Here is an 18,397-nt window from a genome sequence, read left to right as displayed (position 1 = left end):
CGGCGCGGGGAAGGGGGCGATAGCGTGCGCGGATGCCTCAGAACGACCCCCTGTGCCCCGACGACCCGAAGCCCCGGCTCGGCCGGCCCCCCGCAGACGGCGCCGCCCCCTGGGATCCCGCGCCCCTGCGCGAGGTCGTCGGCCTGTTCGGCCGGGCCGGGTGCCGGTGGTGGATCGCCGGGGGCCATGCGATCGAGCTGGCCGTGGGGCGCGAGCTCCGCCCTCACGCCGACATCGACGTCCTGGTCCTGCGAGACGACCAACACGCCGTGCAGGACGCCCTCGCCGGGTGGGAGTGGTGGGCCGCCGACCCGCCCGGATCCCTGCGTCCCTGGCGCCGGGACGAGTACCTCCACCCCGGCGTCCACGACGTCTGGTGCCGCCCCGAGCCGGGCGGGCCCTGGCGGATCCAGGTCATGCTGGACGAAGGGCGGGGCGGGACGTGGGTGTCCCGGCGCGACGCCACCGTGTGCCGGCCGGTCGCCGGGATCGGGGCCGTCAGCCCGGACGGCATCCCGTACCTGCGGCCTGAGATCCAGCTGTACTACAAGGCGAAGCGGCCCCGCCCGAAGGACGAGCAGGACTTCGACGCCGTCCTCCCGCTGCTCGGCACGGGCCAACGCACCTGGCTCGCGGACGCCATCACCCACACCCTCGGCCCCCACCCCTGGACCGCCCGGCTGCGCTGACCGACGGCGACACGGCACACCGGATCGCCCGCACCACCGCCGTCGGCCCTCGGCGTTTCGGCCAACCGACACCCCCGCCCCGGGCCAGGACCGGCGCGGGTCGGTGTAGGCGGCACGAACGCGCATTCGCCTGTTCTCCGGGATTCCGGCACGTCTGAAAGACGTGTGTTCGACACGCCGAACGCCCTCGTTGAGCCCGTCGACCGACCCTCAACACCCCTTCCCGGAGGCGAGCATGCATCCCCTGCCCCATCATCGGACCGCTCTCCCCCTCGCCCCCCGAACCGCCCCCGTTCGATTCGCCGCCCCTGCCGCGCGCGTCCGGCGCGGCGTCGGTGACCGCCGCCCGGCAAGGCCCGATGCGAGGTGGGGGGCGTGACCGAAGAGGCGTCCACATCACCGTCGCTGTGGCGGCACCGGGACTTCCGCCGGTACCTCGCCGGGCAGAGCGCCGGCGTGGCCGGCAGTGCCATCACCTCGACGGCGCTCCCCGTGCTCGCCGTGCTCCGGCTGGACGCCACCGCCGGGCAGGTCGCCTGGCTGGCGTTCCTGGGGCAGCTCCCGCCCGCGCTGCTCGCGCTGCACGCCGGCGCGCTCGCCGACCGGTACCCCGAGCGCCGCCAGATGGTGGCCGGGGACCTGGTCAGCGCCGCCGCGCTGGCGTCCGTGTCGCTGGCGGGGGCGCTGGGGTCGCTGACCCTGGCACACCTCATGGTCGTCGCCGTCGTACGGGGTACGGCCGGCGTGCTGCACGACGCGGCCGCGATCAGCCTGCTGCCGAGGCTGGTCGACCGGTCCCTGATCCAGCGGGGCAACAGCCGTACGGGCACGCTGTTCGCGGTCGCCGCCACCGCCGGCAACAACCTCGGCGCCGCCCTGACCGCACTGCTCGGGCCGGCCCGCGCGCTGCTCGGCGACGTCGCCTCCTACCTGTTCAGCGCCTGGTGCACCGCCCGTATCCGGATGCGCGAGGACGGCCCGGCCCGGGCGCGGAAGACCGGGATGCGGGCGGAGATCGCCGAGGGGCTGCGGTACGTGCGCGCCGACCACCGGCTGAGCGTGCTCACGGCCGTGAACGCCGCGACCTCGCTGGCCCTGGCGCTGCTCAACACCCTCTGGGCGCTGTACCTGCTGCGGGAGCTGGAGATGGGGCCGACCGTGTTCGGGGCGGTCCTGGGCGTCGGCGCCCTGGGCGCGGCCGTCGGCGCGTGGGTCGCCCCGGCCCTCGTACGGCGGTACGGGCCCGGGCCGATGATGCTCGGCGCCCTCGCCCTTCCGCCGCTCACCCAGGTCCCGCTGCTGCTCGCCTCCCCCGGGCCCGCCTGGCAGGCCGTCATCGGCGCGGCCCTGTTCCTGCAACTGGCCTGCGCCGGGGCGGCGGGCACCACGCAGCGGTCGATCCGGCAGCTGGTCACCGAGTCCGGCATGCAGGCCCGGATGCAGGCGGTGAGCCTCTGCCTGACCTCGGGCGCCCGGCCGTTGGGGACGCTGCTGGCCGGCGGGCTCGCCACCTGGGCGGGCGTCCGGCCCGCGCTCACGGTGGGCGCCTGCCTGCTCGTCGTCCCGTTCCTGGTCCTGGCCCGCTCCCCGCTGCGCCGCCTGCGGCACATGCCCGGGGACGGCGGGCACCCGGCTCCCGCTCCGGCCACCGCCGCCCGCAGCGGCTGGAAGGGCTCGATGGAAGAAGGACCGGCATGACGCGGACCGCCCCACGGGCGCGCGAGCGGAAGGGCCGCCGCCGGTCACGGGACGACCCGTCACGGCGGCGTCGAGCAGCACCCTCCCCATGACCGCCCGGCCCACGGCGGCTCCTGAACCTCCGAACCGGCGGGTGAGGTTCAACGTCGGCACCGGCACCGGGGTGACCGCCGCCGTGGGCCGCTTCGTCCGTCCGCAGCGAGGGCGAAGCCCTGAGCGACGTCGTCGCCCTCGGCATCGGTGCGCCTGCCCTTGCGGTCCCCGGCCACGGGCGTGCCCCGGGGGAAGTGAGAGCGGCACCTCACCGAGGCCCTCCCCCAGCCAGGGCGACCCGGAACGTCGAACGCCGCCCCCACCCCCCAGGCCCCCCCGGCCACCGCCCCCGATCGAAGAGGAGCCCCACCATGGGATACACCGTCCGCGAGCAATGGCACCGGCACTACGCCGACGGCCACGGCTTCCGCCCCCTGGGCGACGCCGAACGCGCCCTGCTCGCCGAACACGCCCCCGTCCCCGCCCCCGAGCACGGCGGCCGCGCCCTCGACGTGGGCTGCGGCACCGGCGAACTGGCCGTCCACCTCGCCTCCCTCGGCTACGCGGTGGACGCCGTCGACTACGCCGACAGCGCGCTCGAACGGGCCCGCGCCCGGGACACCGAGGGCGGCGTGCGCTGGCTGCGCCTGGACGTCGAACGCGACGACCCCGCCGCCCTGCACCCCGCCGGCTACGACCTGATCACCCTGCGCCTGGCGTACGCCTTCCTCCGCGACCGCGACCGCGTCCTGCGCTCCCTCGGCGAACGCCTCCGCGCCGGCGGCGCGCTCGTCGTCATCACCCCCACCGCCGACCGCACCCCCGCCGAACGGCGCGACATCGCCCTCGACGAGGACGAGATCGCCCGGCTCCGGGCGGGCTGGGCGCGGAGCACCCGGCGGGAGGCCGAGGGCCTCGCGGTCCTCGTCCTGCGCCACCCCCGCGCCCGGGACACGGCAGTGGCGGGGCCACGGCCGTATCCGGGGCGCGAGAACGTACCGCTACCGCCGCCCGCGCCGCATGAGCCAGAGCACCAGCAGGCAGCCGGGAACCGCCACCGTCAGGTAGACCGCCAGCGTCTGGGCCACCCCGTCCCCGCTCGACCTCCACGTGGTGCACAGGAGCACCCCGAAGAGGACGAACAGACCGACGACCAGCCCGGTCGAGAGCGCGGTGGGACGGCGCACGGCGGACTCCTCCCTCATCAGTAGCACTTCACCCCGGCGGCCTTGCCGGTGTAGGTGAACTTCATCTCCACGCCGTTCTTGCACCGGTCGATGCCCTCGTTGCCGAGGGAGACCATGTACGCGTAGACACCGGCGGCGACGGCGGCGCCGATGCCGCCGGTGATGACGCCGATGAGCCCGGCCGCGGTCGCGGCCGAACCGGCGTTGATGGCCTTGGCCTGGGACTTGCTCAGCTTGACGTAGACGTACCAGCCGAGGGACACGCCCCGGGCCACGCGGGACGGGGCCTCGCCGTTCTCGCGGGGCAGGTCGCCCCGGACGACGGTGACGACGTCGGAGTCCTTGAAGGCTTCGACGGCCTCCTCGTAGGTGTAGCCGGCGGAGGCGAGGTCGAGGTAGGCGCCGCCCCCGTCGACGTTCACCACCTCGGCGGCGTTGGCCGGCCGCGCCGCCGCGGCCGGCCCGCCGCTGGCCGACGCGACCGGTGCCACGGCGACCAGCAGGGCGGTGGCGAGGACGGTGGCGCAGGCGGTCCGGAACGTACGGGACGTGGTGGTACCGGAGTTCATGTGGATTTCCCCCATCAAAGCGTACGGATGCACGCATCTGTTGATCAGTCACCTGAAGTTGATCATGAGGATGAAGCCCACCTAAGGGACAAAAGTCCCGACCCCGCTGCCGAAAGTCCCTGCCGGCCCGCTCATCCCGAGGCCTCCTCCGCCACGGGGGCGTACGTCGCGCGCAGGCGCCGGTCATACACGGCGGCCGCCTCAAGCCCCACGGCCGCACGACGTTCGTCCAGGTACTCCGGTTCCTGGACGGGGTACGGCCGGAGGCCGTGGGCGTCGTCGGCCGTGTACTGGGTTCCGTAGAGCTGGGGTTGCCCCTCGTTCACCCGTACGCGGTCGGTGAGGTACGCGAGGTGCCCGGGCGGCGCCTCGCCTGCGTCGACGGCTGCCCTGAGGAGTGCGAGGGCCGCACGCTGGAAGCCGGGGTCGCGGTCGGCGTGCTGTACGAGGAGCCACGCGTCATCGGCCCCCTTCTCCCCGACCAGCCCGAGGCCGGGCCAGCCGTGCTCGGCGACGACCCCCTTGAGCCATGCGGTGTTCTCGGCGTCGATACGGAGGAGGTCGCCCGGCTCACCGTCCTCAAGGAGCCGTCGGCGGGCCGCCTGGTCGGACGAGGCGCGGCGGCGGAGCTCGGCGGCGACGGCGGGGAGGAGGGCCGGCCGCTCGTCCGGATCCATGCGAGGGCCTCCACGGTCGACGGGCATCCACCCAGACGGGCACCGTCACGCTACCGGGATGCCGCTTGCCGTGGCCGGCGAAGACGGATACGCACACGAATGCGCCCCCGGGGCGGGCGGGGCGCGGGATAATCAGGGGCATGGTCACGCCGTCCTCCCCCACCCCCGGCCCGTCGGCGGCCGAGGCGCTCCGCGCCCGGTACGCGGGCCGGCTGCCCGCCTCCCTCGATGAGCTGACCGGGCCCGCCCACGGTGTGGTCCACCTGCCGCTGCACGTCGCCTGGTCCGGGCTGCGCTCCTACGACCTGGACCGGCCGCGCCTGCGCATGGGCCTGTACCGCACGGTCCTGGCCGAGGGGCCGCGCGAGGAACTGGTACGGCTCCTCAACCGGGACCTGCTCCTGGCCCAGTGGCCGGTCCTGCGCACCCTGGTCAGCCGGCACATCCGGCAGGTCTGGGAGGACGCCTTCCCCGAGCTCACAGCGGGCGGGTCCGCCGCGGCCTGAAGCCCGGTGGGGGCCACCGGGAGGATCGCCCCTTCGGTCCCTGGGAGTCCTTGCAGGTCAGAGCGTAGACGGAGGCTCGTCAGGGACTGAAGGGACCGAGTTTTCGAACTACGTACACCGTTTCGGACGACCGTTCGGCGGCTGAGTGCCCGCCTCAGGCGACCGTGCGCGTCCCGGTGCCCGCGACGCCCCGCTGGGAGCGCTCCGTCTTCATGCCGACCTGCCGCGGTTCCACCGTGCGCGGATCCACCGCCTCGCCCGGAGCGCCGGCGCGGTACAGGCCGTCCGGTTCCGCGTCGCGGTCGTGCGGGAGGAGGTAGAAGACCCGCCGCTTCTGCAGTCCGCTGTCCGGGTCGGCCTCCGCGCTGTCGCAGAGTTCGGCGAAGCCCACCATGCGGCCGTCCCGGTAGTAGCGGGGCTTGCCGCGCCGGCGCGGGGTCTTGTCGAGGGCCTGGCGTACGTAGTCGAGCTGTGCGGGGTCTTCCAGCCACACCACCTTGTCCTCGTGGGTGAGATCGCTTGCTTGAAGTAGCGAGCTCATGGCCTTGGTCCCCTCTCGGTCTGACGTAGCTGCTGCACGGGCCGGACTGACCACGCTACCGGGCGCCGGGCACGGGCTATGCCCGAATGCGGGTCGGCGTGCTGTGGCTGGCTCATTCGATGCGTGTCCATGGTAGGTGGCTGAATGGGGTGGCGGACAGTAGGCCCGGGCGGTTCACCCCCGGGCTGCCCCGTTCGCCGGGCGCCCCGTACGGGCTCATCCTGCCTCGTCCGCGAGCAGCGCGAGGCCGGGGTAGAACTTCTGGCCGTTGGAACGGAGCATCTCGCCGGGTGAGGAGATGCCGACCTCGGCGCGGATGCGCGTGGCGAAGGCGCGCGTGGTGGCGGGGCGCAGACCCTCTCCCTCCTGGCACCAGGTGCTGTACGCCCGGTACAGGGCGCCCTGCTCGACCTTGAAGTCGCGCGGCTCGTCGGAGCCGTCCCCGGTGGTGCAGCATTCGGCCAGGAAGCGGCCGATGTGGTCCTCGGTGGTGGCGTAGGCCTGGGTGGCGGTGCGGACCACGGTGGGTCCGGTGAGGGAGGGCTTGGTCTTCAGATAGGCCATGGCGCCCTGGATCATCCAGTGGAGGATGCCGGCGCCCTCGTGGTTGACGAGTTCCTCCGCCAGATTGTCGATCTTGCGGTGGTCGGGGACGACCCTGTCGAACGGGATGAGGCGGATCCGGCGCCAGAAGGCGTGGCCGCCGGTGCCGACCTCGGGGCGGTGGTTGCCGAGCAGCCACAGCTTGTGGGTGGGCTCGAAGCTGAAGTAGTCCTGCCGCATGCGGCGGGCCTTGAGCCGGTCGCCGCCGGTGAGGAGCTTGACGCGGGCCTCGTCGAACTTGTCGTGGGGCTTGAGCTCACTGCACACGAACAGGCGACGGCCGTGGAGTTCGGTGAGCTCGGTGGAGTGCTCGTTGAACTTGCCGCGCTCCATCAGGAAGCCGGGCGGTGCCACGTCCGCGTAGTCGCCGAGGATCTTGATCACGATGTCCATGAGCGCGGACTTGCCGTTGGCGCCGATGCCGTACAGGAACGGCAGGACCTGGCCACCGACGTCGCCGGTGATGGAGTAGCCGAGCAGGAGATGGACGAAGGTGATCATCTCCTTGCCCTTGTCGTCGTCGCCGAAGGTCTCCGTCAGGAAGCGGGCGAAGCGCGGGGTGGGGCTGGCCTCGGGGGCCAGGAAGGTCGCGCGCGAGTGCAGGTCGCGGAGCGGATCGGGCTTGCGGAGCTCCCCGGTCCGCAGGTCGACGACGCCGGCGGGGGTGCACAGGGCGTACTTGTCGCCGTCGAGGGTGTCGGGGTCGAGGGCGAGCTCCGGGGAGGCCTTGGCCTGGGACAGCATGGCCTTGACGCCGGAGGTCGACATGGCGCGCTTGCGGTGCTGGGCGAGCTCGCGGTCGGTGAAGTGGCCCCGGGGGTCGTGCAGGGGCATCTCCTCGGCCATGTCGCCGGCCGCCCAGATGGCCGCCTTCTCGCCGCCGGTGCGCTTCCAGCGGTACTCGTCCCACACGTACCAGCCGAGGCCTTCGACGTGGCGGAAGCGGTGGTTGTGGAGGTGGGCGAAGAGCTTGGCGTTGCCGCGGTCGGTGAGGTTGACGAGCAGGCCGGACTGGACGAAGTCACCGGGGCGCGAGGCGGCCCCGCCGGGCGTGGAGACCTGCTGGGCGGGCAGCTGGGCGGCGGCGGTCCCCGCCGGTTCCGCTTCGGCCGCCGTCCCGGTCGTTTCGGCGGCGAAGACCGCGAGCTGCTCCGCGGCGGCGTGCGCGTCGAAGCCGGTGCCGGTGCTTCCTGCGCTGCTCATGAGCGTCCCTTGGGGTGGATAGGGCGGTGGCTGCCGGCGCGGAGCGCGGAGTCGATGACGAGTTGACTGCGGCGCGACTGGCCGGGGCGGGCCGCGTTCGCGGCCTCGGTGAGGAGGTCGGCGCATTCAGCCGGGGTGATGTGTCCGCCTGCGGCCAGGCCTCCGGCGGTGAAGGCCGCCCGGTTGAGCTTCTCGCTGAACGCGGTGCCCGAGGGCGCCTGGGCGCAGTCCCGGACCTCGGCGAGGAGCGGGGCGAGGATGCGGTGGGCGTCGTCGGTCCCGTTCGCCCGGGTGGTCCGCGTACGGCCACGGCGGGGTGCCGCGGCCCGCTGCGGCGCCGGGAGGGCGGGGTGGTGGCCGGTGCGGGCGAGTTCGGCGTTGAGCCACAGCGGCAGCGGCGCGGGCGTGCGGGAGCCGGGCAGGGGGTCGTAGCCGCCGTCCGCCGTACGGGTGCCGGGCGCGACGATGTAGCCCCCGGTGGCCCGGACGTCGACCTGCCAGGCGAGGGCGGTACGGGTGCCGTTGCCGCTGGAGGAGCGGACGGCGGGGCCTCCCAGCGGGGCGCGGTACCAGATGTGCAGGCCTCCGCTGGGGGTGCGCACGCGCAGGGTCCCGGCGTCCTGTGCGGGGTCGGGGCGGCGGCGGAGGGCGGCCAGCAGCGCGAGGGTGTCGTAGCCGGAGCCGAGACCGCTCAGGTCGACCCGTTCGTCGATGGGGATGCCGGGCAGCAGCCGCTGACGGTCCGGCAGGGGGGCCGGGTGGGTGTCGACGTCGATGACGACGAGCCCGGCCGGACCGCAGGAGACTCCGACGCCGAACCGCGGCTCCCGGCGCCACCAGTCCCTGATGACACCGGTGTCGGTGGTGGCGGCGTGGAAGCCGTGGCACCAGCGCCCCTCCCCCGGGCAGGCGCAGGCGGCGGGGGCGTGGTGGTGCTCGCGGCAGCGGGCGCAGTTCGCGGGCGGCGTTTTGGTCCCTGGGGCGAGGGGGTGGACGGGCATCCCCTCGGCCGCCAGCCGGAGCGCCGTCTCAAGCCCGTACGCGGAGCCGACGGCTGCCGCTGGCGGCGGCGTTGCGCTGTGGGCTGGCACGTGTGTCTTCCTCGGCGGTGCGGCGTGGCTCGGTTGGGCTGTGTGAGCTGGTCGGAGACTTGGCCCCTCTCCCCGGCAGGGACTGAAGGGACCAAACTTTCACAATGCCGGAGCCTAGCGCAGCGACACGCCGAGACGGTGCAGGTGGCTGTGACTGTTTTGATTTTTCAGTCCCTTGAGTCCCTCCGCCCCTGGCGGCCTGCCAAGGGCTTGCCCAGGGAGCCCCGCCCGAATTGCCGGTTTCTTCGGTCCCTGGGGTCCCTGGGGAGTCCCCTGGGCCAGGGACTGAACTCTGACGCCCCTTCCGCGCCCCCTCCCCCTCATCCCCACTCCCCTGGAACAGGGACGGAACGGCCGTCAGACCCTCTTCGGTCCCTGGTCCCTTCGGTCACTGACAAACCTGCAGGTCAGGCCGTCGTCGCCGAAATCGCAGGGACCGAAGGGACTGAGTTTTCTAGTTATAACGCGAATATGGCACTGCTACTGCTTACGCCCGCGCATACACGCACGCACGTAAAGGCTGGAAGAGTGAAAACTGAGTCCCTTCAGTCCCTGCCTCTGTCCTTGAAACTGCTCTGACCTGCGGAAACGCGAAGGGACTGAGGGACTGAGGGACCAAGGGACTGAACGAGACCCGCTGGAGAGTCTCTCCGGTCCCTCTCAAGCAGGCTCAGTCAGCGACGTCTGGCTTCAGTCCCTGGGCCGAAGTACGAGGGACCGAAGACCGTAGGGACTGAACGGCCGGGCGCTGACGGGTCACAACGCCCACCAGCAATACAGCCGGAGCCCGCAAGCCCGAGCCCCCCGAGCCAGCCGGCTCAGTCCCTCCAGCACTTCCCCCGCCACCGGGCCCCGCCCGGTCCTCCGGGCGTCCGGAGGACCGCTGTGGCGGTCTGGTCGTCGGGGGCTGAGAAGTAGTCACACAGCGGCATGGCGGCGATTCTGGCACCCACGGAACGGCCGCCCGGCCCGCGGGCCCTCGGAGACGCGACGCCTGACATCGCCCCGGTGTGCTACCCGGTTCGGCTGTCGTAACCCATGCCCCGGCGGATATAGTGGGCGCACAAGTTACTCAGGCACGAAGGGCCCTCCACCCAGTGGAGGGCCCTTCGTCTTGCCGTGCCGGTCCCTGCTCCGGCCCCCCTCCCACCTCCGCTCAGGCCACCTGGAGCTTCGGCCTGCCCGTCGTCGGCGTGGGCGGTGCCTGGTGGTAGGTCGGGAGCTTCAGGTTGGGCAGGTCGCCCGCCTGGATGCGGACGAGGGCCGCCCGGAACGCCGCCTCCATGCTCTCCGGGCTCTCGTACTTCGCCGCGAGCGGATGGAGCCGGTACGAGTTGCCGTTGCGCTCCTCGCTACGCGGCCTGAGCACGATGTTCAGCTCGCACAGCGGCGCCATCAGCCCGCTGACGGCCTGCGGAGTGACCCCGTACTCGGCCGCCATGTCCTTCTGCCGGACCGTCAGCGCCCCCCCGAAGTCGCTCCGTGCGACCAAGTACTGGAGGAACTTGACGGCGGACCCTGACAGCGGCAGGGCCCAGATGCGCTCCGCGACGATCGGAGACATGACGTTAGCCATGGGACGGCCTTCCTCGTGAGCGGTGGCGGTGGTCCGTGGTGGAGGACGGGCCTGGCAGCACTATCACCCGGTACGTTTCCTTCCGCGATAGTCGGCCGCCGCCCCGAAGTCGAGGTCGAGTTCCTCCTGATGGGCACCCTGCGGGCCCACAGCGTAGGGGAAGGCCGCGACGTCGTGCTCGTGCCGGCCGGCGATCTCGGCGAGTACGTCGTGCTGGGCCGTGCTGTTCCCGTGGAACCACAGGCGCACGTTGAGCTGGATCCGGCCCCGGCCCGCCTTCTCCACCCAGTTGTAGCCGCACAGCGCCTGCACGGCGCGGTTGACCGTCGAACGCGTGATCATCTTGCCGCCCTTCTGAGCGGCGATCTTGTTCAGCCCATCGGTGATCTCCTGCTGCGTGTACGGGGTGACGCCGGTCCCCGGCACCTGCCCGCCGGCCACGAAGAGGAAGACGCAGAGCTGGGACTTGGTGATGCTGTTCGCGACGGCCAGCTGGGCGAGCAGCTGCGTGAACCAGTTGCTGGCCAGGCTGTAGCCGGATCCCCCGGCCATGTCGTGCACGGCCTTCGGGTCGGCGGCGAACTCGAGGTGTACACCCTTGAGCCGACGACGGCCCCCGGGATCGGCGGCCTCGGCGACCTTCTCCCCGAGCTGCTGGCCCAGGACCGCGAGGATGTCTCCGTACTCGGCTTCGCTGCCCCCGGAGGTGGGGGCGGGCACGGGTCGGGGCCCGCGCCGACGACGGGCGGGCGGATCAGATGTCACGTGACCTCCTTGTTACTCAGGCGGTCCGAGGCTATCCAAAACTCAAGCACCGCTTGTCTTTTGACGCGGCGACGCGCCGATGGTGCCCTCCGGGCGGCGTCTCGTTCGAACACGGCGCCAAAAATCCACGCCACGTGTACTTTTCGCTCCGCAAAGCGCCGAAAGTACACGCCTGCTTGATTTCGGTTGCCGCGATGGCGACACGTACATGTAGCTGCCACCCATCCTTGGGTGCAGTTTTCGGCCCTCCCCCGCACCGTCCTGACCTGCGCAGCAGCCGCGCGGCCCCGCACCCGCCAAAACTCAACCCCTGCTTGATTTTTCCGCGAAATGTGCCCGCCAGGTACACACTCGCGCACCCCGAATGTGTCCCGGGCGACACATCGCCTCGGGCAAACCAGCAGGTCAGAGGCCCTTTCAGCGCGGCGCCCTCTTACTAAAAGAGCCCCGCCGACGCACAGCCCCGCGCCTCAGCACCCGCAGCACCGCCAATCAGGCCGAACCCGACCCGCCCCGACCCGACCCGCCCTGACCCGCACCACCGAACACGAGCCCCCGTGCGGGGTGAGCCGACCGATCACGGCCAGTGGCCACCCGCACCACCGCCCACCTCAGCCACGTTGCGCATGTCCTGGCCCCACCCACCCGCAGTCGCCGACGACGCCCGGCCACCCCGGCGGGGCACCGCAAGCCCGCCAGGGCTGAGGAGCTACCGACCCTGGGCGGCTTGATGAGGGGCCCGGGTTCAGGGCGGCTCCGTCGATTTCCGGCGCAGCGCACGAAAATCGACCCACAGAACGGCACCTCAGGGCGCCGATCTCCATGCACCTGGTGTCCCGCGACCTTCGCGGCACTGAGAGGCCGTCAGCGGGGCACACAGCGCTTTCGGCGGGGGCTGAAGCCGTCTCAGAGCCCTCAGCGTCACCTCAACGGAGCTGCGCGAGTGCGGGACGGGGTGTGGAGTTGAACGGGTCGGGGGACTCCAGCTGCGGCATGTGAGCGGCACCGGCGATCACGCTCCCCTCCCCTCACCCCGCCCTCTAGGGCCTCGTGATGCGCTCCTGCGCCAAGGTAACCGCTGATCTTTTCCGAGCAATCCGCCCTATACCAGGCCAACATACTTCGGTGTGCCTCTTCGCCTTCCCGCGAGAAGGTTAGTAAGGTACCCGCATGACCGCTCCATACGATCCGGAAGTCAGGGAAAAGGTAGTCGCCAAGCTGCCCGCCACCCTGCGGCAGGAACTCAAGGTCCGCGCAGCGCAGTTGGGCGTGGACATCCAGGACGCCGTCACCGAGGGCGTGCACGCCTGGCGTGCCGACGCGTCCGCGGCGACCGCCGTCGACACTTCAGGGGCCTCCTCCTTCTCGACGTACCTCCCCACCGGCCTGTACGGGGAGTTCAAGGAGGACTGCCGGGTGCGCGAGGTCCCGTACAACCAGGGGCTCGCCCAGTCCATCCGGCTCTGGCTCGACACCCACCCCTCCCCCACCGGCCGCCGCCGTCCCGCGAACGAGGGTGCGCGCCGGATCGTGGTCTGCAACCAGAAGGGCGGCGTCGGCAAGAGCGCCATCAGCAACGGCCTCTCCCAGGCCCTCGCCGAGACCGGCGCCCGCGTCTGCGTCATCGACTTCGACCCGCAGGGCCACCTCACCCGCCACCTCGGCGCCGAGATGCTCAGCATCAAGGAGCCCAGCCTCGCCAAGCACATGCTCGGCGAGATCGACGGCCGCGTCCGCGACCTCCTCGTCCCCATCGAGCACGGCGTGTTCGCCGGCCGCCTCTTCCTCCTCCCCTCCTGCAAGGACGCGTTCCTCCTCGACGCCCGGCTGGCCACCACCCGCCACGTCCGCACCAAGGAGACCGCCCTGGAGAAGGCGCTCGAAGAGCTGGAGAAGGAGTTCGACTACATCGTGGTCGACTGCCCGCCCAGCCTCGGCTACACCATGGACACCGCCCTCTACTACGCCCGCACCCGCGAGGGCGAGGCCCCTAAGACCTCCGGCATCATCGTCCCCGTCCAGGCCGAGGACACCTCCGCCGACGCGTACGACATGCTCAGCGAGCAGCTCGAGGACCTGATCGACGACCTCGACATCGACATCGCGCAGCTCGGTTTCGTCGTCAACCTCTACGACAGCCGCAAGGGCTACGTCGTCACCTCCTCCCTCAACAGCTGGAAGGAGTTCGGGGACCCGCCCGTCATCACCGTCATCTCCGACCTCAAGGAGCAGCGCGAGGCCGTGCGCGTCAAGCTGCCCCTGCTGCACTACGCGCCGGAGTGCGAGCAGTCCGAGGCCATGCGTGAGATCGCCCGGAGGATCGCGGCATGAGCAAGAGCGACCTCCTCGGCACCGGCGCGGCCTTCAGCAACGCACGCCGCACCGCCGGCCGCAGCGAGCGCGGCCGGGCCAAGGCCATCGCGCAGGGCGACGTACCGGCGTACGAACTGATCCGCGTCCCGCTCGACCAGGTCTCCCCCACCCCCCTGAACCCGCGCCGGAACTTCGGCACGGACGAGGAGAAGACCCGCTTCGGCGAGGAGCTCCGCCAGACGCAGCTCTCGGCGTGCGTCGCCGTCAGCCGCGGTGCGTACCTCTCGCTCTGGCCCGACCACGAGGGCCGGATCGGCACCGCCGCGTACATCCTCATCAACGGTGAGCGCCGCTTCCGGAGCGCGCTGCACGTGGGGCTGGAGTCCCTGGACTTCGTCGTACGCGACGACCTGGCCGTCTCCCGGACCGACTTCATCGACCACCTCCTGGCGGAGAACCTCGAGCGCGAGGACTTCGACGTCATCGAGCGCGCCCGGGGTGTGCAGCAGCTGGTCGACAGCTGCGCGGAGCAGGGACGGGAGCACGGGGCGAAGTCGCGGGCGGCGGAGCGGCTGGGCAAGTCGCCGTCCTGGGTGACCAACCAGCTGGTGCTGCTGGAGCTCCCCGAGGAGATCCAGCGCATGCTCAGCTCGGGCGACATGCCGGAGCGTGACGGACGCCTTCTGGCGCGGGCGGCGAAGGACCGCCCGGGGGCGGACGCGGCGATGCTGCTGGACCTCCTCCAGGAGAACAAGACCCAGGAGGCCCGGGCGAAGGCGGCCCAGCGGGAGATCCTCCGCGAGGCGACCCGCGAGCCGATGCCGACGCCGGCCCCGGCCCCTGTATCGGCCCCGGCCCCGGATCCCGTGGCTGCGCCGGCAGTGACGGCGCAGACTCCTGTCGCCCACGCCCCGGAGCAGTCCGACCCGCAGCCCGGACTTTTGTCCGCGGACAAAAGTCCGGCGGTCCCGGAGGCACCCCGGGCAGCCCTCACTGCCCCCACTCCCCCGGCCGAACCGGTCGAGACGATCGCCGCTCCCCTCCCCCAGGCGGCGCCCCCGTCGCCCGAGCCCGCAGCAGCGACCGAGCCCGAACCGGCTGGCGCACGCGAGCCGGAGACGGTCATCCCGGAACAGGCGAGCAGCCGGGAGGCGACCCCGGTGGCATGGACCGACCCCCAGGCGGTCTTCGAGGCGATCCGCCAGAACATGCCGCCGAAGCAGCGCGCGGAGCTGACCATGCTCCTGATCGACAGCAACGGCAGGTCCACCGCCCGCTGACGACCGGTCTGCTCAGCACGACACAGCGGCCCCGACTTTTGTCCACGGACAAAAGTCGGGGCCGCTGTCGCTGACGCGCCGCAGATCTTTGTCCGCGGACAAAGCTCCGGAGCGGCAGCGCTGGGAACCCTCCCGCGCCCGCGCCCGACTTTTGTCCGCGGACAAAAGTCGAGGACCCCCATCGGGTCTCCGCCCCGTCCCGCAGCCTCGTATTCAGGCCCGTCAGGGCGAGTGGTTCTGCGCGCTTGAGTGGGCACGGCTGCTCGGGGAGCGGGGGCGGCAGGAGGAGGCGTTGGAGGTGCTCGCTCCGTACGTCGCCACCGGCTGGTGGACGGCCGTCGAGGCACAGGTGCGACTGCTGGAGGCGTGGGGGAGAGCTGAGGAGGCCATCGCGCAGGCCCGGCCGTACGCCCGTGGTGGGGGCTTCAAGCTGGAGCTGCTCGCGCGCTTGCTCGTCCGGCACGGATGCCTGGACGAAGCGCTCACGCGCCTGATCGCCGGAATCGAGGACCCCCGCCTCGCCTCCGCTCTCGTCGAGCTCAGCGAGGGGGCGGGCCGGGACGAGGAGATCGCCGGGCTGCTGGCCGTGCGGATCCCCGCCGGGCACCGCTGTGAGGAGCCGTGGTGCTGCCGGGGCCTCGATCCCGATACGGCCCTCGGCCTGCTCGCCGCGGTCCGCGAGCGCCAGGGCCGTGTCGACGAGGCGATCGCGCTGCTGCACACCCGGCAGATCGCCTCCGTCAACGGCCAGGACCAGCTGGCCGACCTGTTGGCGCGGCAGGGCCGGATCGAGGAGTTGCGTGCGTATGCGGGATCCGACCCTCACGGGCACGCCGTACGCCGTCTCGCCGAACTCCTGGAGGAGAGCGGCGACCTCGACGGCGCCCTCGCCGTATACCGGCAGCCGAACGATTCCCCGGCGTCCCCGTCCCACACCGCGCACGCACTGGCCGCCCTCCTGGTCCGGCACGGCCGCGTCGACGAGGCGGTCGAGGTGATGCGGACCCTCGCGGACTCCCCCGACGGTGCGGACGACTCGGTCGTCGACATGCTGTGCACCCTGTACGCCGACCACGGCCGCGTCGCCGATGGCCTGGCCTACCTCGACACCCGCACAGCGCGCCACGACGGCCAGGACGAAACGGAGTCCCTCAGGCTGCGGCTGAACCTCCTGGCGGCCGACGGCCGACTGGATGAGGCGATCGATCTGGTGGGGGAGCACCCCGAGGGCGGTACGTGGGCCACGGCCTGGACCCTGTCCGACCTTCTTGCGGAGGCAGGCCGTACCGGGGAGGCCGTCGCTGTCCTGGAGGCTCGCGGCGCCGCCCACTCCACCTTGCTGGCCGGTCATCTCATCGACCTCGGCCGAGTGGAAGAGGCCGTGCGGATCCTCCGGCGACGCGAACCCACACCGTTCGACCCGGTGTGGTCGGGGACCTTCGTGCCGTGACGTGACCGCCGACTTTTGTCCGCGGACAAAAGTCCGCTCTGCCAGGCCAACGGCTCAGGAGCAGGAGCGAACCGCATCGTCCCAGGCACCAGGGCTGCGGTAGTGGTTCTTGTGCCCCGCGGCAAGTACGTGGCGCAGTTCGGCAAGGTGCGGGGTGTCCGTGGGAAGATCCAGCCAGCCGAGCAAGGCGAGTGCGGCAGCCGGCTCCAGGTCGCCGTAAACGTCGTGGAAGCTCGCCAGGAGGCCGCGGAAAACGGCCGCATGCAGGGCGGGGAGCCGCATGGCGGTGCGGTACGTGAGCTCCTTCACCGTCCAGCGCACCGGTCCCGAACACTCCAGAACCCGAGCGGCGCGGCGGAGCAGGGCTTCCGTTGGCTCGGCCACCACCCGGTCGATGTCGATACCGAGAACTGCGGCGAAGGCCGACGCGGAAGTGGCATGGTCCTCGAACCAGTCCACCCACAGCGAGTAGGTGACGGCCTCGGCGTCCCGGTCCGCCTCCAGCCGCTCACGGTAGCCGTCCCACAGTACGTCGGCCGGCAAGGGACCGTCCGCACTCTCGTTCGCGAACCGAATCTCGCACGTGACCCAGTACTCGTCGAGGAGGTCCAGCAGTCCGAAAGCCAGCCGCAGCTGGTCGGCCGCATCCAGGTCTTCGGCGAATACATCACCGGCCCAGGAGTGCGCCACCTGGTTGGCGGTGAGCAACACGTCCGGTTCTTCGTCGCTCACCCAGTTCTCGCGCACCTGGCGGACGCCCTGATCGGCCAGCCACCGTCGCGCTGCCTCCTCGGCTCGCATCTCCACTCGGGAAGTATGGCGAGCCTCTCAAGATCCGAACGAAACGGGCTGGCTCCGGCGTCTGATCGGGTCTCCCAGGAGCTCCGTCAGCTCCCCCTCGACTGCGGCGAGGAGGGTGGGTCCCCAGACGGTGAGGGTCTGTTCCCAGGGATGCCCGAAGGTGCCCAGGCGCAGGTCGTGGGTGAGGTGGAGGTAGTAGTCGCCGTCGGGGTAGGTGCCCAGGCCGGGCCGGGGCGGACGGCCGGGCATGTCCGTGCGGCGGGGGTCGTAGCGGTAGCCGCCGTGCTGCCAGTCGAGCCAGTACACGAACTCCCCGGGCTCGGTGGCGGCGAGCAGCCCCCGCTGGACGATCGCGTCGAGCTCTGCGGGGAGGTCCGGGACGAGCCGGTGGTGGGAGTGCAGGTTCCATACGGCGGAGGGGGAGGGGTCGGTGATCGCGGGCCGGCAGGTCACGCTCGGCTTGAAGGCGAAGTCCGCGTAGACCCGGTCCCACAGCGGGCCGTCGTCGTGGAGCCAGTCGAGGAACTGGGCGGGCCGGCTGGACTCGGGGGTGCCCAGCGGGCTCCAGCGGTAGGAGCGGACGGTGGTGGCCTCGGTGAAGCCGGACTCCAGGAGCCTGGCCCGCAAGGGGCCGTCGGCCTCGGCGAGGACGGGGGACCCGAGCACGTTCCGACGGCGCCAGCGGTTGGTGCAGGCCCGGACGAAGCCCGCGTCGTCACTCGTCAGCCCGCCGACGATGGTGAAGGGCTGCTCATCGCCCTGGGCCCAGGCGACCGCGGAGACCAGGCCGTCGTCTCCCAGCAGGACCTCCGTGAACACGTCCCCTTCGACCGAGGCGCCGTCCGCGATCATCTCGGCGTAGGGAATCGCGTGGGGGCCCGGGGAGCCGGCGGCGATCGCCCATGCCCGCTCGGCCTGCTCCCGCACGCCGTACAGGTCGTGTACGCCCTCCGGGGGAGGCTCCGTCGCGGGAGGCAGGGGGCCGGCGATCAGCACGGAGCGCTCCCAGCCTGCGGTGAACCCTGCCGCCGTCAGGACCGGGCCCAGTTCCGGCGAGTCGTGCCCGTACACCTTCCACTCCACCGGCTCACCACGCTCAGCGAAGGCCGCCTGCTGCCGGCGGACCAGAGCGGCGAGATCCATGCCGGGAGGGAGAGGGGAGTGTTCGACGGTGCCGTGGGTGCCGTAGTGCCGACGCACCACCGGCCCGTCGGCCGCGACGACGACCCCGACCGGATGCCACGCGGGCACCCGCCCCCGCAGTTCGTTCCACCGCGCCCACCGCTGCCCCATGTCCATGACCGGGAGCGTAAAGGGGCGTGCCCCCCTCCCCGGCCCGTGGGGTGGGCACGGAGCGGGGGGGGGGGGGGTGTTGCGGGGGGCGACAGAGGGGGCCCGCGGGAGACCCACCGGGC

At 72.0% G+C, this 18,397-nt stretch carries 16 protein-coding genes; 7 read left to right on the top strand and 9 right to left on the bottom strand.

Features of this window, described 5'->3' with window-relative positions; translation table 11 throughout:
- Nucleotides 1–32 precede the first annotated feature (32 nt).
- From ABT403_RS15215 to ABT403_RS15205, 3 genes are all read left to right on the top strand, one after another.
- On the top strand, nt 33–689 hold the full coding sequence (locus tag ABT403_RS15215; protein WP_344152472.1) for a nucleotidyltransferase domain-containing protein: 657 nt from the start codon (nt 33–35) through the stop codon (nt 687–689).
- Between the two features lie 375 nt (nt 690–1,064).
- Entirely contained in the window at nt 1,065–2,387 is a 1,323-nt protein-coding gene (locus ABT403_RS15210) for an MFS transporter (RefSeq protein ID WP_344152469.1), read from the top strand.
- 404 nt (nt 2,388–2,791) lie between these two features.
- On the top strand, nt 2,792–3,631 hold the full coding sequence (locus ABT403_RS15205; protein WP_344152466.1) for a class I SAM-dependent methyltransferase: 840 nt from the start codon (nt 2,792–2,794) through the stop codon (nt 3,629–3,631).
- Here the strand turns inward: ABT403_RS15205 and ABT403_RS15200 are convergent.
- Together ABT403_RS15200 and ABT403_RS15195 are read right to left on the bottom strand one after the other, a co-directional pair.
- On the bottom strand, nt 3,625–4,176 hold the full coding sequence (locus ABT403_RS15200) for a hypothetical protein (protein ID WP_344152463.1): 552 nt from the start codon (nt 4,174–4,176) through the stop codon (nt 3,625–3,627). The two genes, ABT403_RS15205 and ABT403_RS15200, sit on opposite strands and share 7 nt — an antisense overlap.
- Before the next feature lie 131 nt (nt 4,177–4,307).
- Nucleotides 4,308–4,853, bottom strand: coding sequence for a DUF6624 domain-containing protein (locus ABT403_RS15195; protein WP_344152460.1), 546 nt, complete (start codon nt 4,851–4,853; stop codon nt 4,308–4,310).
- Nucleotides 4,854–4,993: 140 nt separating this feature from the next.
- On the opposite strand from ABT403_RS15195, the gene ABT403_RS15190 reads away from it, so the two are divergent.
- On the top strand, nt 4,994–5,359 hold the full coding sequence (locus ABT403_RS15190) for a hypothetical protein (RefSeq protein WP_344152457.1): 366 nt from the start codon (nt 4,994–4,996) through the stop codon (nt 5,357–5,359).
- Nucleotides 5,360–5,513: 154 nt separating this feature from the next.
- Here ABT403_RS15190 and ABT403_RS15185 read toward each other — a convergent pair whose 3' ends face one another.
- From ABT403_RS15185 to ABT403_RS15165, 5 genes are all read right to left on the bottom strand, one after another.
- On the bottom strand, nt 5,514–5,900 hold the full coding sequence (locus tag ABT403_RS15185; protein ID WP_344152454.1) for a DUF6009 family protein: 387 nt from the start codon (nt 5,898–5,900) through the stop codon (nt 5,514–5,516).
- Nucleotides 5,901–6,116: 216 nt separating this feature from the next.
- On the bottom strand, nt 6,117–7,706 hold the full coding sequence (locus tag ABT403_RS15180; protein WP_344152451.1) for a DNA primase family protein: 1,590 nt from the start codon (nt 7,704–7,706) through the stop codon (nt 6,117–6,119).
- Nucleotides 7,703–8,797: a bifunctional DNA primase/polymerase gene (locus ABT403_RS15175; protein WP_425580119.1), complete on the bottom strand. Its 1,095-nt coding sequence runs from the start codon at nt 8,795–8,797 to the stop codon at nt 7,703–7,705. Before ABT403_RS15175 ends, ABT403_RS15180 begins: the two co-directional genes overlap by 4 nt.
- Nucleotides 8,798–9,953: 1,156 nt before the next feature.
- Entirely contained in the window at nt 9,954–10,373 is a 420-nt protein-coding gene (locus tag ABT403_RS15170) for a hypothetical protein (RefSeq protein ID WP_344152448.1), read from the bottom strand.
- A 63-nt stretch (nt 10,374–10,436) separates the two neighbouring features.
- Nucleotides 10,437–11,138, bottom strand: coding sequence for a hypothetical protein (locus ABT403_RS15165; protein ID WP_344152445.1), 702 nt, complete (start codon nt 11,136–11,138; stop codon nt 10,437–10,439).
- A 1,170-nt stretch (nt 11,139–12,308) separates the two neighbouring features.
- Here ABT403_RS15165 and ABT403_RS15160 point away from each other — a divergent pair.
- The 3 genes from ABT403_RS15160 (at nt 12,309) to ABT403_RS15150 (ending at nt 16,181) form a co-directional block, all read left to right on the top strand.
- Nucleotides 12,309–13,469, top strand: a complete 1,161-nt coding sequence (locus ABT403_RS15160; RefSeq protein WP_344152442.1) for a ParA family protein — start codon at nt 12,309–12,311, stop codon at nt 13,467–13,469.
- A complete protein-coding gene (locus ABT403_RS15155) occupies nt 13,466–14,731 on the top strand; it encodes a ParB/RepB/Spo0J family partition protein (protein WP_344152439.1) in 1,266 nt (421 codons plus the stop codon). The genes ABT403_RS15160 and ABT403_RS15155 overlap by 4 nt, the downstream gene beginning before the upstream one ends.
- 298 nt (nt 14,732–15,029) lie before the next feature.
- A complete protein-coding gene (locus ABT403_RS15150; protein WP_344152436.1) occupies nt 15,030–16,181 on the top strand; it encodes a tetratricopeptide repeat protein in 1,152 nt (383 codons plus the stop codon).
- 54 nt (nt 16,182–16,235) lie between these two features.
- On the opposite strand, the gene ABT403_RS15145 is transcribed toward ABT403_RS15150, so the two are convergent.
- Together ABT403_RS15145 and ABT403_RS15140 are read right to left on the bottom strand one after the other, a co-directional pair.
- Nucleotides 16,236–16,982 (bottom strand): hypothetical protein, encoded by a 747-nt coding sequence (locus ABT403_RS15145; RefSeq protein ID WP_344153004.1) that lies wholly within the window; start codon nt 16,980–16,982, stop codon nt 16,236–16,238.
- A gap of 27 nt (nt 16,983–17,009) precedes the next feature.
- A complete protein-coding gene (locus ABT403_RS15140) occupies nt 17,010–18,281 on the bottom strand; it encodes a DUF2716 domain-containing protein (protein WP_344152433.1) in 1,272 nt (423 codons plus the stop codon).
- Between the last annotated feature and the right edge of the window lie 116 nt (nt 18,282–18,397).

The sequence above is a fragment of the Streptomyces sp. NPDC000075 genome (genome assembly GCF_040301925.1).
In the GTDB taxonomy this organism is placed as follows: Bacteria; Actinomycetota; Actinomycetes; order Streptomycetales; family Streptomycetaceae; genus Streptomyces; species Streptomyces polychromogenes.
Note: the sequence above shows the minus strand (reverse complement) of the source record. Positions and strands in the feature narration are given on the sequence as shown.

Coding starts and splice junctions, on each gene's coding strand:
- ABT403_RS15170 (WP_344152448.1), bottom strand. CDS start 10,373: ATGGCTAACGTCATGTCTCCGATCGTCGCGGAGCGCATCTGGGCCCTG.
- ABT403_RS15180 (WP_344152451.1), bottom strand. CDS start 7,706: ATGAGCAGCGCAGGAAGCACCGGCACCGGCTTCGACGCGCACGCCGCC.
- ABT403_RS15160 (WP_344152442.1), top strand. CDS start 12,309: ATGACCGCTCCATACGATCCGGAAGTCAGGGAAAAGGTAGTCGCCAAG.
- ABT403_RS15185 (WP_344152454.1), bottom strand. CDS start 5,900: ATGAGCTCGCTACTTCAAGCAAGCGATCTCACCCACGAGGACAAGGTG.
- ABT403_RS15155 (WP_344152439.1), top strand. CDS start 13,466: ATGAGCAAGAGCGACCTCCTCGGCACCGGCGCGGCCTTCAGCAACGCA.
- ABT403_RS15215 (WP_344152472.1), top strand. CDS start 33: ATGCCTCAGAACGACCCCCTGTGCCCCGACGACCCGAAGCCCCGGCTC.
- ABT403_RS15200 (WP_344152463.1), bottom strand. CDS start 4,176: ATGAACTCCGGTACCACCACGTCCCGTACGTTCCGGACCGCCTGCGCC.
- ABT403_RS15145 (WP_344153004.1), bottom strand. CDS start 16,982: ATGCGAGCCGAGGAGGCAGCGCGACGGTGGCTGGCCGATCAGGGCGTC.
- ABT403_RS15195 (WP_344152460.1), bottom strand. CDS start 4,853: ATGGATCCGGACGAGCGGCCGGCCCTCCTCCCCGCCGTCGCCGCCGAG.
- ABT403_RS15205 (WP_344152466.1), top strand. CDS start 2,792: ATGGGATACACCGTCCGCGAGCAATGGCACCGGCACTACGCCGACGGC.
- ABT403_RS15190 (WP_344152457.1), top strand. CDS start 4,994: ATGGTCACGCCGTCCTCCCCCACCCCCGGCCCGTCGGCGGCCGAGGCG.
- ABT403_RS15140 (WP_344152433.1), bottom strand. CDS start 18,281: ATGGACATGGGGCAGCGGTGGGCGCGGTGGAACGAACTGCGGGGGCGG.